Here is a 17,081-nt window from a genome sequence, read left to right on the forward strand (position 1 = left end):
CGACACGCATAGCGAGCAAGCTACTGCCATCTCGTTCAGTAATCTCAAGACCGACCCCGGCAAGGCCAGTTTGGACAGCGTATTGGTCGCCATCGCCAAGCTCAAGTGCATCAACGTTATTGGCTTGGCGCCGGCAGTGTTTCAGGACATTCCCGCCAAATTTATCGACCAATTCCGGCAACGCTGTGCGGCCGAATTGATCCGTAAATTACAAAGTGCGAGGGTACTGCTGACACAGGGGGGCAACGATCGTGAAGTGGCAATACGGCTAAAAATCGGGAAGACCGTGCTCTACGACGCTTTGCGTGAGACCGATCAAAAACCCCAGAAAAGCTAAATGTCCTCAGATTGTAGCTTCGCCCAAACTGGGCCCAGTCCCACGGCCAGCAGGCATAGGGGGAGGAGTGCAATGACCCCGGCAATGAGCGGCATCTTAAGACCTGATGAAATCAGGTAGACGATAGGCGCGTAGAGTATCCCGAAGGCATAAGCGCCCAGCAGCATGATCGAATAGGAGATGGAGAGGCTTCGCAACAACATGGCGCAAGCCAGAAGCAGGCCGGGGATGACGAACAGATAGGCAATGCTGGGGACGTAGAATGCAAGTACTGCGCAGGCAATGCCGAACAGGATAATGGCCATGGGCCGCAGCACGGAATTCTTGCCCTGATGTTGGCGGCGAGTGCGGCAGCGTTGCGCCCAAAGACCGCAGAGCACGAACGAGGCGATGCCCAGCGCATACATGGCGGGCAAAGGGAGTACCAGCAGCGTGCCGCCTGGCAGTGGGAAATAGGTTGCGTCCTCGTCAGCGCTCAGGGAGGAGAGGTCGATACCCTGGATAAAGTGGTTGCCCACTTCACGCACTGTCTTTTGGTAGCGAAACAAGGTTTCTGGCGCAAGGTTCTCCACCGTGTCGCTCATGTGGTGGTAGTGTTGAAAACCCTCCACGATCGCAAAATTCAACCCCGCGATGTTCTTTTTTCTAAAGGCCGTAAAGTCCGTGTCGTTTTGCAGCATCTTGTAAATCAGGGGGGTGAATGAGAAGGATATGATGTCCCTAACCCCTGCGTTCAGATTCCTGATCAGGCTGTAGTCCATCTGCGAGGTCTCGAATAATAAAGGGATGCCCCGGTTACCCCTGGCTTCGAAGTTCAATACCAGGCGGATGGCTTCACGTTCCGGCGTGCTGAGCTGCGAGACGTAGTGCTCCGCTCCCAGTAGGCCCAGTTCTTCGCCATCGGTAAATAGAAAGACAACATTGTTTTTGGCATCGCTACGGGTAACGGTTTCCCGCATCAGCTGGAGTATCGAGGCGACGGCCATGCCATCGTCACTGGCCCCAGGGGCGGTGCCAACGCTGTCGTAATGCGCCATGAACAGGATCGTCGCAGTCGCTCCCGGTACGCGGCGTGAGGCTATCAGGTTGATACCCTGGCCGCTGTCGCCTTCCAGCAGGCCGGAGCGGATTCGCACTTCCTTTTCAAAACTGTCCGCGCCCACCCGAGCCAGCTCGGCATCGAATGCTTGGCGCTGGTGCTCGTTCAGCTCGGCGTAGAGCATTTTCTGCCGGTTCACCATGCTTTCGATGGTAAATCGAAAAGGTTGCTCAACCACCTGGTAACCCATACCCGCAATCGTTTCCTGCAAGTAATGCCTGACAGCGGCCTGGCGTGGTGATGCGGTGGGGTGGGGGGCGGCGGCGATGACGCCCAGGTTATTGAGTACATTCAGATATCCGATATCGCTAGCATCGGCGGCTGTCAGGGCGGCGGTTTTCACCATCCCTGTTCCATGAACACTCGCCAGAGCGACAACGGCCAGCAAACATAAACTTAATACCAAACGCTTCACTGGTTTTTCCCTTTGGGGCCGACGCTGCGAGTTTCGATACCTGATCGTCTTGCGGGTGTTAATCCGCTTTCACGTCCAGGACGCATTCCATGGCACCGCTCTGCAGCGTACGCAGTTTTCTGGGAACGACTTCAAGCGCGCGGTCAACGGGCAGTACGGGAACGCCGGTGCCGAGAAAGATCGGAATGGTGGTAATGAACAGCTGCTGTAATTCCCCGGCGTCGGCAAAACAGGCTGCCGTTTTGCCGCCACCGACCAGCCAGACATTCTTGCCCTTCGCCGCTTGCCTGGCCTTGGCCGCGATGGCACCGGCATCACCGTGTACGAAGGTGATATCCAGATTGGCAGGGACTGACCGATTCCGGTTGCTCATGACAAAGGCGGGTACATTCTGGTAGGGCCAGTCATCGGGAGCGTTCGACATGATCCAGTCATAGGTCTGCGACCCCATGACCACCGCTCCGACCGTCTGATAAAAATCTTCATAGGTCGTTGCATCATCCCCCAGCGCAAAGTTCTCCAGCCAATCCAGTTTGTGTTGTTGAGTGGCAATATAACCATCCAGGGTGGCAGCTACGTAATAGACCAGCGTCGACATGTGTTTTCCTTGTAGTCATGCAGGTGGGAAATGACCCGTAAATAAAGAGCACCTCTCGAAAGTGGCGAGGGGCGATGGTGATCATTTATTTCGGGTAGGCGAAGATAATGCCGTTCCCACTTGGCAGGCGCTTTACCTGTTTGACGATAAAGCCGCTGTTTTCAATGAGGGTTCTGAATTCAACCTCATTGCGCTCCTTGCCACCGGCGATACCGAACAAAGACAGCATGTAAAGATCCATCATTGCGCCCGTGGTATTGGGCTGAGCACTTTCATCCTGGTCAATCACCAGGTCCACTACAATCAGCAGCGCATTGTCCGGCATGCTCCGTCGGCAGGTGGCCAATATGGCCTGGCAGTCTTCGTCGCCCCAGTCATGCAAGACATGGGACAGCAGGTAAGCGCTGCCATTGTCTGGCAGGCTCTTGAAGAAGTCCCCGGCGACGATTTCGAAGCAGCCAGCTTTTCCAATCTTGTGCAGATGTTCCTGCGCGATTTTTGCCGCGACGGGTAAATCGAAGAGTACACCTTTGCTTTCGGGCCACTTGTCCAGCATGTGCAACAGCAAATGCCCTGAACCACCCCCTACATCGACAATGATCTCACCGTCCTGCAGGTTGATGTTCTCCAGTATTTCCGGGATCTCCAGGTCCAGTCCCATGTCCTGGGAACGGTCAAAGATGGCCCGGCGTTCCGGGTGCTGTTCAAAATACTCGAACAAGCTGATGCCAAATTGCATCTTGAAGCTGGATTCGCCGGTTCGGATCGTCTGCGCCATGCCACGCCAGGCTTGGCCCATTTCACCATTGATCAACAGGGCACTGGGCTGAGCGGAAGCAAAGGCGTCATGGGTCAGACTGGCGCCGAGAGCGGTCAAGGAAAAACCTTCGTCGGTTTCATTCACCAGCCCGAATGGCTTCAAGGCTTTCAACAAGCGTGACAGGGCGCTGATATGGGTGTGTGTCTGCTCAGCCAGCCGTTCGATGGAGGTGGGCTGGCCGGCTGCTTGCAGAACATCAGGCAGACGCAGTTCACAGAAGGTTTGAATCGATTGCGAAATAAGTTGGCTGTATAGAAGCTGTCTTATCTGTTGCGGCATCGCAACATTTGTCTTGGGTGGCCGTGCCATGTCGGTGCCCCTATCGCCAGGTGGCGTCAATACGGAAATGTGGAAATGACTCCTCCGGCCCCAGTGGAGTCGGAGGAGGAAGAATTACTTGTAGGCCATGATGATGCCGTGTGGGGTCCAGCCTGGAATCGCGGTACGCATGGGGTTTTTGAAGCCGGCTTCCGCCAGGCAGCCCTCATACTGTTTCCAGGAATAGATCATGCCGCCCTCGGCAGGCAGACAGGCAAAGTAGACGCTGTCCAGTGCGGCCATGACCGGGCCGTCGCCTTCATCGTTGGACATGGAGTTGAAGATGACCACACGCCCGCCTTCTGGCAGCGCATCGTAGGCCTTGCGCAGCATCTGGGTGTTTTCCTCCAAGGTCCATATCACCAATTGGTGGGCGAAGAGAATGCAGTCGTAACCCTCGGGGAAGGGCTGGTGCAGGATATCCAGTGCCTGGGCTTTTACCCGGTTGCTGAGCCCGGATTCATTGATTTTGCCCTGAGTGACCGGAATGGAGTTGTCGATATCCAGTACCGTTACGTTCAGGTGCTCGTTGTGTTTGGCCAGGGCGATGGCGTTGACCGCGTCCCCACCCCCCACGTCGAGCAATTTGTTCACGCGCGACAGGTCGAGGTGCTTGACCAGGTCCTGGTTGGCCAGCTCGGACCACGAGCGCATATAGCGATAGAACACGTTTTCCAGTTTGGGATTCTGGTGCAGGCGGTGATAGAGGTCTCGCCCTTCGCCTGGGAAACGCTGCAGACCGACGTTGGTGTTTTTCTGCAGGGCCTCAGTAAAGTCCAACTGCCCTTCATAGACGATGTAGTTTTCAAAGGCCACGGTATCCTTGAAACGTTGCCAGTCGTCCGTGGCCATCAGGTCCTCAACCACATCGGCATTGCGGTAGATACCGTTTTCCTTGACTAGCATGCCCAGGGAGGTGGCGCCCAGCAGCAGAATATCGGTAGCGCGCTCCTGTAGTTTCAGTCGGCTGCCTATGCTGTCCTTGGTTGCTTCGCGCAGGTCGCTGACATGCTCGAATAGGTCCAGTTCGCAGCTGGCCCGCAGGTATTGGAAAGCGGCGTGGCCGAAAAGAATGCCCGACAGGCCCGGCATATCCAGTACCGCAGGCTTGACTTGATCGGTGGTGCGATGGGTAAAAGTCATTTTTCTTCCTTGCTTTGGCTAATGGATGTTTTCACGCAATCTTTTTTGCATCACGTTGTATCTATGCCGTCGGCTCTGGCCAGATCTCCGCGATATGTTTCAAGCAGTCTGCGCGTGCCCCCTTGAATCCTGCTTCGGACCAACCCGATGGAATCTCTCTTGCGCTTGGCCATATCGAATATTGTTTGTCAGCGTTAACGACGACCACGCATGGCACTGTGTCGTCATCCCCCAGGAATGTCGGCATGGTTCTCTCCTTTGCTTTCCCGTATATCGGACCGGTTTTAATTGGGGTGTGAGGTGCAGTCAGGCGTTATCCCGCACCGGTACAGCCTTTTGTTTTGAGGTATTTCAATCTTGATTTCTTCAGGTTTTCCAGCACCTGGCCGGCGGTGTTCGTGGCGTTTTCCTTGGCCAACAAACTGGTGTTCTCTTCGCCAACGAATTTTTCGCAAACTCCGCGATGAGCGCTGTAGACCTGCGCCAATATGGTTCGCATACGTTCAACCAGTTGAGGGTAGGTCTGTTCAATGAAGTTCCAGGCCTCGGTGGACTGGCGCATCGAACGGATCATCACCACATGGTCACGCCAGTTGATGCCACTCATCTTGGGTGGGGCGATCGGTGGCATGAGGGTCGGTCGAATCTGGCTGACGTACTGTTGCGAGTTCAGATCGGTGGCAAACTCGAGCGTGATGCGCGAGATATTCATCAGTTGAATCAGTCGATTGGCCTGTGCACAAGCCAGTTCGAGGTCCTTATCGCGGGCAGCGCTGATCAGGAGGTTGGTGCACAGGCTCATGCCCTGGCACAGGACCATGAACAGCAGGTGGCCGCGCACCCAGCGTCTCAGGGGGTCTTGTTCATCCTCCTCGACCTTGCTTTTCGGTGCCTGGAAAATCACGCGGGATTCGGACATGAGCCGGGGGCTGGTAATCGTCTGCAGGATCACCTGCGCGACGGACATCATGTCGCTCCATTCCGAGTGATCCAGGCTGGTGCCACTGCGCCGGACCAACTCGCCCGTTTGAATCACAGCATCGAGGGCGGCGTTGACCATCAGGGCAACAGTGTCGCCCTGGTGTCGTTCGATACCGAAGGCGAAATCGTTGTCCCGGTTTTCCTGGTTTTCCCGTGGATCATCGGTCATCAGCCCCGTGGAAGCGCATGGAAGTTGCGCCATGACTTCACGGAGCGTGCCGAGATACTGCTCGAGGTTTTTCGGTTGGGGGCACGCTTCCAGATACTCCAAAACCTGCCATGCCATCGCAGCGGAGGGGGCAAGCTCCCGCTCGGTGGCTGGCAGGTTTTCAGGGCAGCCCAGGATGAAGGGCGCATGTGCAATGGGAAAGGCTATCGATTCCATGATATTCGTCCTGTCTCTGATCAATCCGCTACACGCCAGGCTTGGCCATGAAGCCGGTCTCTGTCAGGTAACGCAAAATAGTGTGCGCGTAGGCCTTTGTCGTTTCCGGTAAGGTGATGTCCGAGGAGGCCAGCAGCTCTAAGGTCTGTTTGCATTCCAGCGCGGGGTTCACTTCATGGATGTAGTCAGGATCCAGCGCACGATGAGGCAGCGGATCGGCATCCCTGATCAGGGGCACTAGCGGGTACAGCAGGTGCCCGGGCGGTACGCTCAATGCCTGCTGCCGACCGTGTTCGAAGTCGACCAGCTTGAACTCATAGCCGAACTCGCGGATCCAGTTGCAGAACTGACGGATGGTGACCGGCGCCGGGTTGAACAGGTGGAAGAACTTGTCCCTGCCTTGCGGTTGCAGCGAAATGTGCACGATCGCCGCGGCAACGTAGTCCACAGGCACGATGTCGAAGATGCGTGGGTAATCCGGCACGATTCCCATGGGCAGGAAACCCCGTAGCGCCACCAGCAGGTAGTCGATGCTCTGCGAGGCGCCAGTTTCGGTATGACCCAGGATCAACCCTGGGCGGAAGATGCTGACCGGAATACCGCGGCAGAGGCCAAGATTCGCCACCCCTTCAGCCACCCACTTACTGCCGGTGTAGCCCACTGGCACGCCGACGGCGGAACGCAGGGGGGCGTCGTCCTCGATGAAGGGGCGGGGGATATGCGTCGCCAGGAGAGTATCCACGGTGGAGACATACTGAACACTCTTGAGTCGAGTGGTGCAGGCCAATTCCAGGATGGTCTGCGTGCCTCCCACGTTAGTGGATTTGAGCGCGCTGTAGGGATAGACGAAGTTGACCAGAGCGCCGTTGTGATAAATCACATCGACTTCTTCGGCCAGCGTTTGCCATTGATGCTCGCTCAGGCCCAGGTGCGGCAAAGCCAGATCGCCCGCGAGGCACTCCACCCGGTGAAGTTCGCTGCCCAGGTCGATGCGGTAGGTTTTCAGGCCTTCCAGAATTCTGGCCTTGGCATGCTCGGCACTCTTCGCGCGGCACAGGCAGATGACCCGGCTCGTGGTGCGCTTGAGCAACTGTTCAATCAGGTACAGCCCCAAATAGCCGGTGGCTCCGGTCAGGAACACGACAGAAGGCTGGTACCAGTTGGCATGCGGTAAGCCGTCCGGCCGGATGTGTTCTTCCAGGTAGATGTCCTGCTCCAGCGTTTGTGCATGCTGGCGTGACAGGAGGGCAGTGAGGCCTTCACGACGGTAGATTTCAATCGCTTGCGCCACCGCGGCCGGGGTCGGTGTCAGGAAAAATTCATGCAGTGGGATTTGCACTTGGTATTTGGCCGCCAGGGTGCCTGCCAGGCGCGTGAGCAGAATCGAGTTACCGCCTTGTTCGAAGAAATCCGTGTCCGGCGTTACAGCCGCGAGGCCGAGTACTTGCGCGAAATCCTCCATGACCGATTGTTCAAGGTCGGTCCGTGGCGCACGGTATTCCGTGGCCGTGGCTTCGTTCAGTTGGGGGGCCGCCAACTGATTCAGCTTGAGCATATCGACCTTGCCGGTGGCGGTTCTTGGCAGTTCATCCAATAGCAGGAGCTGGCTGGGGATCAGATAGGCCGGCAAGTGGCGCAGCAATTCCTGTTTGATGCTGTCGCTGTTCAGGCCGGGCTGTTGTTCGATGGCCGCCACTAGTCGTGCCTGTTCGGTCCCTGCGTGCTGAGCGAATACGATGGCCTCCTTCAGCTCAAGCACTTGGCTCAACAGATGAGCCACTTCATTGAGCTCAATGCGATGCCCGCGAATCTTCACCTGGTGGTCGCGTCGACCCAGGTAGCTGATGGCCCCCGATGACCAGCGTCGTCCCATATCGCCCGTTGCATACAAGCGTCCGTTGGCAAATGGGTTGGGTAGGAAGCGCTGCGCGGTCTCCGCAGGTTTTCCCAGATAGCCACGCGCCAGGTTCTGGCCGGCGAGCATGATTTCCCCCGGAACGCCTGGGGGGACCGGATTGAGATCGGGGTCAACGATGTAGGCTTCTGTATTGTCGATTGGATAGCCAATCGGAATGGCGCCGGTGCCGTTTTCCTTGACCGCAAAGTACAGCGCATCGATGGTCGCTTCGGTGGGGCCATAGAGGTTGGCGACGTCCGCCTGCCAGACCTTTTGAATCTTGCGTGCCAGTTCGGGGAGGAGGACTTCGCCGCCACTGAGCACCAGCTTGACCGCCCGGCAGTCATTGGCGAACGGGTGGTCGATCAGGGTGCCGAGCAGGCTCGGTACGCCACCCAGCACGCTGACGTGATGTCGGATTATCAGATCGAGCAAGCCGGTGCTGTCCTCCATGGTCCTGGCATCCGCCAGCACGATGGCGCCACCGTTCAGCAGAGGCCAGAACAACGCCCAGATACTGGGGTCGAAGCTGAACGAATGGTTATGCAGCACGTTGTCCTGTGAAGTCAGCGGCCAGGTTCGTTGCCGCCACAGGATGTTGTTGACGACTTGCCGGTGCTCGACAATGACACCCTTGGGAATGCCGGTGCTGCCGGAGGTATAGATCAGGTAGGCGGCATCGCTGTGGCTGAGCCCCTGGGGCGTCGTCCAGCGTATGACTGGATCAAGCGCCTCCATTCGTATCCTGGCGACCTCGGGCCACCCCTCCACAGATTGCTGGTCGGAGGTAATGACCAGCTCGCAGCCACTGTGTTCAATCAGGAACTGGATGCGGTCGGTGGGCAGGCGGGGATCGATGGGCAGGAACGCATGACCTGCTCGCAGTACCCCCAGCAGCGCGGCAATGAACTCGGCCGATCTGGGCAGTGCCACGGCGATGATGCTCCCAGGCTTTGGCACATGCTGGCTGATATTCGCCGCCACCAGTGCTGCCCTTGCCCATAGCTCGCCATAGCTGAGTTGCTGGCTGTGGTCGATAACCGCAATGCCCTGCGGGGACTTTTCCGTGCTGGCGGCGACCAGTTCGGTCAGCGTCAGCTGTGGCGGTGTCGTATGGGGGCCATGGGCCTGAGCTAGAACGGTTTGCTGCATCTGCTGGCCCATCAGCGCAACGGTTGCGATTGGTTGCTTGCCGGGCGCTGACAATACGCTGATGAGCGCCTGGGCCAGAACCCCAACCTGGCTCGAATTCAGCACGGCGCAATCATAATCCAGCGTCAGACCAAGGATGCCGTCGTTCATCCAGCAGGAGATGAACAGGTCAAGGTCGCTGCAGGGCTGCTTCGTTGACAGGCGCGTCAGGTTGCCCGCGCGGGTGGAGCGCTGTTGAACATCATCCGCGATGAGGTGCAGGCCGGTCTGGAAGTAGGGTGTGCGACTCAGGTCCCGCTTCGGCGGGCAAACTTCCAGCAACGTGGAGAAGGAGGGATGGTCGTTGCCGTTGAGCTGTTCCTCCACCTGGCGTCGCAGTTGTGCCAGGGTGCTGTCATCCTGTATATCGACGCGGATCGGCAGGTAGGTTTGCAGCGGGCCGATCAGGTTAGCATGCGCCTTGTCGCGCACCTTGATTGCGCAAAGCGCAGATTGCGATCCCTGCCAGCGCATCAGCACGGCCAGCCAACTGGTGACGATATCGGCTTCTGATACTGATCGGTCGCCCCATGCGGTAAGGACTTCATATACCTGACGATCTGAACCTTTGATGGCGGGGCGGGGATTTTCTGTCGGAATTTCCGTGGCGGCAGGTGCTTGAAGGCTTATTCCCCATTGCTGCCATTGCTCGGTTGTCTGCGCATCCCGTGCCAGCGTCTGTTCGCGTTGGAACACCTCGGCCAGCGCACCGACTGCGGGGGGCTGATGATAGGGTGCGGCCTGGAAGAGGGTCTGGGCAATGCGTTGCAAGGCATGTTCGTCCACTACGATAGGATGGCCGACCAGTTGCAATTCATGGTTTTGCGCTGTGGTTCGAGTAATGAACGCACGCAGCAACGGCCCCTTGTCGAGTTCGAAGGCGGCTCCCAGGTGCCCGGCCATGTCGGCATCAGACTGCGGGTGACCGAAGAATTCCAATTTCACCAGGCCCGTAGGCATCAGAAGCCTGACGGGGCGTCCCAGCACTTCGACGAACAGGCTGCGCAGGGACTCGCTGTGTGAGACCCATGAGCTCAGGTTCTGTTGCACGACGGCAAGGTCCACCCTGCCGGTGAACTCATAACGCACCGTCACCGGCAACGTTGCCGTGCCCGCCAGCTGGGCCAGTAACCAGAGGCGCTTTTGTTCGCTGGACAACGGATAGGCACCGAGTGCATCGCGGGCTGCGGGCAGCGAGCGCAGTGCTGCCTCGAAAGAATCGATGTTGGGGCTTTGCATGATTTATCTTTCCTGAACGGCGGCTGTGCTGTCGGCGTTGTGTTGAAGGCTGATGGCGGTGAACTCCCAATCGCCTTTCATGCTGTGTGCAGCCAGCCCTCTTGCGAATGTCATGGAGTTCAGCGTCGCCGCCACACGGGCGATCGTCGGAGAAAAATAGATATCTGCGATAGGTATGCGTCGTCCGAACGTGGTTTCGATGCGTTCGACCATGCGCGCCACCAGTATGGAGTGGCCGCCTAACTGGAAAAAATCATCCGTAACGCCGATATCCTCTAGGTTGAGCAGTTCGCACCAGATCTGCTGAACCTGGGCCTCGGTGTCACTCCCGGGGGCGACCCGCTGGCTGGGCGTTTGCAACCTGACGGCCTGGGTCAGGAGGCGCTTCCTGTCCCGCTTGCCGTTGTAGGTGAGGGGAATGCCATCGATCCTGTAATATTCCGTCGGCAGCCACGCCTCAGGCAGTGCCAGGCGCAGTACCTCGAGCCAGTGTCCGATATCGATCCGGCTTTCATCGACTGTTGCGCAAAGCTGGACGAAGGCCTGTATGCCCCGGCTTGCGTCCTGGCCGTGGAGTTGGGCGGCGGCATCCCGTACCCCGGGCAGCGTTCGCAGTGCAGCCTCGATCTCTCCCAGCTCAATACGATGGCCGCGTAGCTTGATCTGGTCGTCACGTCGACCGATATAGACCAGTGAACCGTCCTGCAGCATGCGCACCCTGTCGCCGGTCAGATAGGCGCGCCTACCTGCAGCAACTGGGTCCGGTACGAACTGCTTCGCTGTTTCAACCGGGTTGCGATAGTAGCCCTGGCTGACGCCGGGACCGCAGATCAGCAGTTCGCCGATTATCCCTCTGGGCACGCTGCGCAGGTCCCGATCTACCAGGGCCACATGCGTACCTGGAATGGGATGGCCCAGTTGCACAGGGGCACCGGGTTGCAGGTGACAGGCCGTGGACCAGATCGTCGTTTCGGTCGGGCCGTAGAGGTTCCACAGGGTCATGCCGGGCAAGCACAATCTGTCCGCCAGATCCTGTGGCAGCGCTTCGCCACCGCACAGCAGGGTCAAGCTTTCCCGTGGCTGCCAGCCGCTCGACAGTAGCAGCCTCCAGGTCACTGGCGTGGCCTGGACAAGGGTGATCTGGGGATCGGCGAGATAGCCCGCGAGCTTTTCCGCATCCCGCTGAGCCTGTGGGACGGCTATCTGCACGCTGGCGCCCTGCACCAGGGGAAGCAGCAATTCCAGTAGTGAAATGTCGAAGGAGAAGGTCGTCAGCGCGAGCATCCGATCGCTTGGCTTCACCTGCAGCAGTTGGCCGAATGCGCTCAGGGTAGCGACCAAGTTGGCCTGGCTGACGTGCACGCCTTTCGGTTTGCCGGTCGATCCGGAGGTGAACATCATGTAACCGGACTGGAGGCTGGCGTCCGTCGCGTGCTGCTCATGTTGCGTTACGGCATCGGCCCATAACGCGTCCATAGCCAGCGTCACAGGTTGCCCGAAGCGTTCCGGCGCGCTGTCGTCGGTAACCAGCATGGCCCCGTCGAGTTCCGCCAGGATGCCTTGCAGACGCTGTTCGGGCAGGTCCTTGGACAACGGAGCGTAGATGCCCCCGACTTGCCAGATGGCCAGCATGGTGACCACCCAGGGGATGCCGCGTTCGCCGATGACCGCGATCAGGGTACCGGGTTTCGCGCCCTGGGTGTGCAGGGTGGCCGCCGCCTGCATGATCTGCTGGCGCAACTGCGCATAGGTCAGTTCGCCTTGCTCGTCACGCAGCGCGGTCGCACTGGGGTGACTGTCTGCCAAGGCGAACAGACGGGCTGGCACACTCGGGAAAGTCGGCGTGATCGCAGGTGTCTGCTCTTCGGAGTCCGCCGCCCCCAGCTGTACGGCGCTCAGCGGGGCCTGTGGCGCCGTGACGAACTCGCGCAGCACTCTGGTGAGCATGCCGACCATGTTTTCGGCAGCCTCGGCGTCGATACGGTCCGTTGCATATTCCAGAAAGCCGTTGACGTTGAGGTCGTGGTCCTCGAACAGGAACAGTGACAGATCGAGGCGTGCGGCCCCGGTATCGACATCCGAAACCGTAAATTGCAGGTCGCCGGTATCCAGCGTGCGTTGAACGTCCTGCTCATAGCCAAACAGCACCTGGAACAACGGAGTCATACCGGCGTGCCGTGTATGCTCAACGCTTTGTAACACTTGCAAGAAAGGGGTTTCCCCATGTTCGATCAGATGGGTAAGGGTCAGCTGAACCTGTTGAAGAAAGTCCGTAACGCTTTGGTCCTGAGCATATCGGCTGCGAAACACGCACATATTGGATAGGTAGCCGATTACTTGTGCCAACTCCGGGCGCAGGCGATTTGAGGTTGGCAGCCCGATCAGAATGTCGTCCTGTTCGGCCAAGCGGTGCAGGACGACGCAGTAGGCGGCCAGGAACACCGCTGCGCAGGAGATGCCCTGGGGTCTGAACGTCTGGCGCAGTGCCTGCCATTGGTGGTGGTTGAACTCGAGGGGAATTCGCGCGCCGACAAATGTCTGTTGTTCGCTTCGGCCGGGCCTTGTCGAAATGTCCAGTATCGTCGGGGCATCGGCCAGCTGCTTGCGCCAGTACTCGAGTCCAGCGTGTTCGTGCTGTCTTGACCAAGCCGCATAGTCGACGAATTGCAGGGCCTCTTCATCCGGGATTGTGGGTGCCCCCTCATGGCCTTGGCCTTGATAGGCGACGACTATTTTTTGCAGCAACAGTTGCAGCGAGATGCCATCGCAGACGATATGGTGGGTGCAGATGACCAGCTCATGTTGCTGGTCGCCGGTTTTTATCAGCAAAAGGCGGTACAGCGGCGCGCTGCTCAGCGACCAGCCACGCTGGACTTCCATGTTGATCAGGCGTTGCATCGCAGGTACATCGTCAATGCATTCCACGCAGCGAATGGGAAGTGTGGCGGAGGGTGAAATGACTTGGCTCAACTTCCCATTATTATAGGCAAAGGAGGTTCTCAAAACTTCCTGGGAGCCCACGACCTGGTTGACCGCGCGCTGCAACTGTAGTGTGTTCAGTTTTCCGACAATAGATACTTTCATCGCCATGGTATAAGCCAGCTGGGATTTCTGGTTCAGTTCGTTCAGAAACCAGATCTGTTCCTGGCCGTATGACGCAGGGAAAGCTGCAGTCCGGCATGTATTAATGCTCATGCGGTACTCCTGATTAATGATGAGAGATCTTTCGGTCAAGTCGTGGGATTGGCGCGGCGGCAGACTTTGCCAGTGCCGAACTTTGCAACTTGTGAATGAACTTTGCCTGTTGTTCTATGGTTGGCCTGATCCAGAGGTCATGTAGTGAAATATGAATATTGAATTCTTTTCTCAATAGACCGGTTAAATGCGTAAGGGAAAGCGAGTGGCCTCCAATTTCCAGGAAGTTCTCGTGGAGTTGGACATGATGGCCGATGATTGTTTGCCAGCAGTTGGCAACGCGTTGTTCGAGGTCGCTCGCTTCTCGCATCTTGCGCTCTTGCGCAGTTTGGGGCACATGTTTCAAGAGCAGGGTTCTATCGATCTTGCCATGTTTGTTTCTTGGCAGTGCTTCAAGAAAAATAAACTTGTCTGGTACTGCGTAATAGGGAAGTACGCCAAGTAAGTGTTGTTTTATGCCATTGCGCTGCTCCGATTCATCTTCGCTCGGCTCTTTCAGGGAGACGAAAGCCACGATGCTGCGCTGCTGTCCTTTGGCGACAACGACCACTGCGGATTCACGAATGGCTTCAATGGCATGCAGTTCGGCCTGAACGGGCCCCAGCTCGACCCGGAAACCGCGGACTTTGACCTGATCATCCTGTCGGCCGATAAAGTCTAGGCGGCCATCGGGCAACCAGCGGACACGGTCTCCCGTGCGGTAGCAACGCAATCCATCGGGTGCTGGCAAAAAAGAAGCGGCGCTACGCACGGGGTCGCTGACATAGCCTTGCGCCACGCCGTGTCCATGGATGATCAGTTCGCCAGGCACACCGATACCGACGCTCTGCATATTTTCATCCACGACATCGACCCAGGTGCCAGGCAGTGGAAAACCGATGGTGATTTCCTGTTGAGCGGGTTCGATCACCAGGGCGGTGGAGTAGGTTGTCGTTTCCGTCGGGCCGTAGAGGTTAACGATGCGTGTGGCGGGCAGTTTTTCCTGAAGCCTCAGGTAAAGATCCCGGCTCAGCGGTTCTCCCGCGAGGTTGAGCATGCACAGGGAGGGATCCAGCACATCATGCTGCAACAAGGCGTCGGCCACCGACGGCACCGTATTGACCAGTGTGGTGCCGGTCAGCAGCGCCGGATTGTCGATCAGCGACATGGCCGAGGAGACGGGCCGGACGCAGCCACCGACCACAAGAGGGGCAAACATCTCGAAAATCGAAAGATCGAACGTCGTCGGGGTTGCCGCCAGTGTTTGCGCCAGGTACTCGGGGCCACAATCCTGAGCCGCCCAACGCAGCAAGTTGGCAGCATTGGCATGGGTGATCGCCACGCCTTTTGGTTCCCCGGTGGAGCCGCTGGTGAACAGGATGTAGGCCTTGGCTTGAAGCCTGGAGTGGTCCTGCAGCGGGGCGTCGGGCATCGACAGCAGGTCGCTCAAGGACCAGCAGGGCGCCAAGTGGGCGAAACGGGTCACGCCCTCTTGGTCCGTGAGGATCGCGCGGCAGCGGGCCTTGGCCAGAATCGAGCGGTTGAGCTCGACAGGGTTCGCTTCACTAATGGGCACATAACTGCCGCCGCAGGCCATGACCGCCAGCAGGGCCGGGACGAGATAGATATCGCGAGGCAGGAGTATCGCCAGGGTTTGTCGAGGCTCGAATCCACGCAGGCGCATGGCTGCCGAGAGCCTGGCTACTCGACTGGCCAATTCGCCGTAGCTGATGGTGGCCTGGGGCGTAAGCAGCGCGGGATTGTCCGGCGCGATGGCGACTTGCCGGAGAAAGGCTGCAACCAATGTCTCTGTTGCGGGCCCCGGCCTCGGTTGGCCCTGGGCTTCTGGCAGGTGCAACAGGCACGCTGGAATGGTTGACAGCCTGGCGTGTGGATCACGCACCATTTCCTTCAGGATCACGGCGAACTGACCGGCTATCGCATCTGCCAGCCAACCGGGATGCTGCGCAGGATCGACCTCGACCCGGCCATGCAACTGGCCCTCATGGCGCGTCAGTAACAGCGCGGTGGCAAAGGGGCCGATGCTGGGCGGTGCCTGTACCGCGGTCAGTGCCAGGTCCTCTAATTGCACCGTGCCCAGTCCCAGCAGGGCTGCCGCCAATCCTCTTGGCATGCCTGGCATATCTTGCTGGAAAATCACCGCACTGGACGGGACGGTCGGTGCCCATCCCTGTGGTGCCATGAACTCTGCCAGTTCGGGATAACCGGCACCGACGCTGGCTTTTGATGTCTCTTCCAGGCGCTGTGCGGTGCGTTTGACAAACTCGCCCACGCTGCTTTCGCTGACATCGAAAGGCACGGGAAGCGTATTGGCGAAGTAACCCACCGCGTCCTTGTTGCCCCGATTGCGGCCATGGAACGTCACCGCGAGCGACAGACGGCTACTCTGGCCGATTCTGGACAACGCCAGTACCTGTGCGGCGAGCAGAATGGCGTAGGGGGTCACCGCGCATGCCGTGGCCAGTCGGGCCAAGGCAGCGGTACTTTCCTGGTCGATGATAAAGGAGGACAGCACCATACGGCGGTTCGTGCGCTGGTCCTGGGAGGCCATGGGTAAGGAAAACAGCGTGTTCTGCGACATTTGGCGCCGCCAGAACTCACGGTCGATCACCGGGGCAATCGGCCTTGGCACCAAGGTGACGCTGGAGCGGTTTTTACAGTCTTCGGCAAAATCACGAATCAGCAGGCCGACAGACCATAGGTCGGCGATGGCGTGATGGATTCGGAAGACCAGGTAGCGTTGTCCGTCGCTGCGCTCCACGACTTCGGCGTGGAACAGTTGCTCAGACTCAACCCCGATGTGCTCGCGGCTCGGCGTCAGCAGTGAATTGGTTGATGCCTCATTACAGATGCGCACCAGGCAGTAGCGTCGCTGTTGCGGTGGGGCCTGTTCAATCCAGTAAGTGCCATCGCGCATGACGAAGCGCTGCCGCAAAGAGGCATGCCGCTCGGCCACTCTGTCGATACGCGATACCAACTGCGAAGTGGAAAGATCGGTGACCACGTGAAAAGCGACTTCAAGTAAAAGGCCAGGCAGGCTGGGGTCGATAGCCTGCTGTAAGCAGAGAACTTTTTGGCGTAATGAAGCTTGCACCGTATACCATCTCCTTGGTAGTGGGATAAGCGTTTTTACTTGTCGTGCTGATACGGGGAAGCAGCGGAACTTTATGTCTCATGCAGCTAGTAAAGTGCCCTTGATTACAAGATGCAGTTGAATTTGTTGTCTTGGGTTTTAGGCGCTGTGCGGTTGCTGTAGTTGGATTTATGATTGGCTATTTAGATTGAAAATCAAATGATAAGAAAGCAACAAGATATTGCAATGGCCCAAAAATGGGGGTGGGAAGCCAACTTTTAGGAATGATCTGTAGGAGTGTTCTGGGAAAAAGCGCGACATCAAAAACATAAGTTCTGGAAATGCGGGGGCTGCAGAAATTTTTTTCAAAAGAGTGGGTTTTTTCAGAGT

General features: G+C 58.0%; 10 protein-coding genes. 1 reads left to right on the forward strand and 9 read right to left on the reverse strand.

Annotation, left to right across the window (positions count from 1 at the left end):
* Positions 1-70 precede the first annotated feature (70 nt).
* Positions 71-337: a hypothetical protein gene (locus ACEN83_RS14140; RefSeq protein ID WP_495580662.1), complete on the forward strand. Its 267-nt coding sequence runs from the start codon at positions 71-73 to the stop codon at positions 335-337.
* On the opposite strand, the gene ACEN83_RS14145 is transcribed toward ACEN83_RS14140, so the two are convergent.
* The 9 genes from ACEN83_RS14145 to ACEN83_RS14185 all read right to left on the reverse strand — a co-directional run bounded on the left by ACEN83_RS14145 (position 334) and on the right by ACEN83_RS14185 (position 16,712).
* Positions 334-1,851 (reverse strand): M28 family metallopeptidase, encoded by a 1,518-nt coding sequence (locus tag ACEN83_RS14145; RefSeq protein WP_495580663.1) that lies wholly within the window; start codon positions 1,849-1,851, stop codon positions 334-336. The two genes, ACEN83_RS14140 and ACEN83_RS14145, sit on opposite strands and share 4 nt — an antisense overlap.
* Positions 1,852-1,909: 58 nt before the next feature.
* Positions 1,910-2,449 (reverse strand): dihydrofolate reductase family protein, encoded by a 540-nt coding sequence (locus tag ACEN83_RS14150; RefSeq protein WP_495580664.1) that lies wholly within the window; start codon positions 2,447-2,449, stop codon positions 1,910-1,912.
* Between the two features lie 85 nt (positions 2,450-2,534).
* Positions 2,535-3,578: a methyltransferase gene (locus ACEN83_RS14155; RefSeq protein WP_495580665.1), complete on the reverse strand. Its 1,044-nt coding sequence runs from the start codon at positions 3,576-3,578 to the stop codon at positions 2,535-2,537.
* An 84-nt stretch (positions 3,579-3,662) separates the two neighbouring features.
* The gene (locus ACEN83_RS14160) at positions 3,663-4,730 is read right to left on the reverse strand and encodes a methyltransferase (RefSeq protein WP_495580666.1); all 1,068 of its coding nucleotides are present in this window, start codon (positions 4,728-4,730) and stop codon (positions 3,663-3,665) included.
* A 61-nt stretch (positions 4,731-4,791) separates the two neighbouring features.
* Positions 4,792-4,977, reverse strand: a complete 186-nt coding sequence (locus ACEN83_RS14165; RefSeq protein ID WP_495580667.1) for an MbtH family NRPS accessory protein — start codon at positions 4,975-4,977, stop codon at positions 4,792-4,794.
* Positions 4,978-5,043: 66 nt separating this feature from the next.
* Positions 5,044-6,096 carry a 3-methyl-L-tyrosine peroxygenase-related protein gene (locus tag ACEN83_RS14170; RefSeq protein ID WP_495580668.1) on the reverse strand — a complete coding sequence of 351 codons (1,053 nt, stop codon included), beginning with the start codon at positions 6,094-6,096 and terminating at the stop codon, positions 5,044-5,046.
* Positions 6,097-6,124: 28 nt separating this feature from the next.
* Positions 6,125-10,423, reverse strand: coding sequence for an amino acid adenylation domain-containing protein (locus ACEN83_RS14175; protein WP_495580669.1), 4,299 nt, complete (start codon positions 10,421-10,423; stop codon positions 6,125-6,127).
* Between the two features lie 3 nt (positions 10,424-10,426).
* On the reverse strand, positions 10,427-13,618 hold the full coding sequence (locus tag ACEN83_RS14180; RefSeq protein WP_495580670.1) for a non-ribosomal peptide synthetase: 3,192 nt from the start codon (positions 13,616-13,618) through the stop codon (positions 10,427-10,429).
* 13 nt (positions 13,619-13,631) lie between these two features.
* Positions 13,632-16,712 (reverse strand): amino acid adenylation domain-containing protein, encoded by a 3,081-nt coding sequence (locus ACEN83_RS14185; RefSeq protein WP_495580671.1) that lies wholly within the window; start codon positions 16,710-16,712, stop codon positions 13,632-13,634.
* Positions 16,713-17,081 lie beyond the last annotated feature (369 nt).

Source organism: Pseudomonas sp. Pseusp49, from assembly GCF_059491875.1.

Excerpts from the sequence above, each read along its gene's own strand:
- ACEN83_RS14155 (WP_495580665.1), bottom strand. The coding sequence starts at position 3,578 with ATGGCACGGCCACCCAAGACAAATGTTGCGATGCCGCAACAGATAAGA.
- ACEN83_RS14180 (WP_495580670.1), bottom strand. The coding sequence starts at position 13,618 with ATGAGCATTAATACATGCCGGACTGCAGCTTTCCCTGCGTCATACGGC.
- ACEN83_RS14175 (WP_495580669.1), bottom strand. The coding sequence starts at position 10,423 with ATGCAAAGCCCCAACATCGATTCTTTCGAGGCAGCACTGCGCTCGCTG.
- ACEN83_RS14165 (WP_495580667.1), bottom strand. The coding sequence starts at position 4,977 with ATGCCGACATTCCTGGGGGATGACGACACAGTGCCATGCGTGGTCGTC.
- ACEN83_RS14160 (WP_495580666.1), bottom strand. The coding sequence starts at position 4,730 with ATGACTTTTACCCATCGCACCACCGATCAAGTCAAGCCTGCGGTACTG.
- ACEN83_RS14170 (WP_495580668.1), bottom strand. The coding sequence starts at position 6,096 with ATGGAATCGATAGCCTTTCCCATTGCACATGCGCCCTTCATCCTGGGC.
- ACEN83_RS14150 (WP_495580664.1), bottom strand. The coding sequence starts at position 2,449 with ATGTCGACGCTGGTCTATTACGTAGCTGCCACCCTGGATGGTTATATT.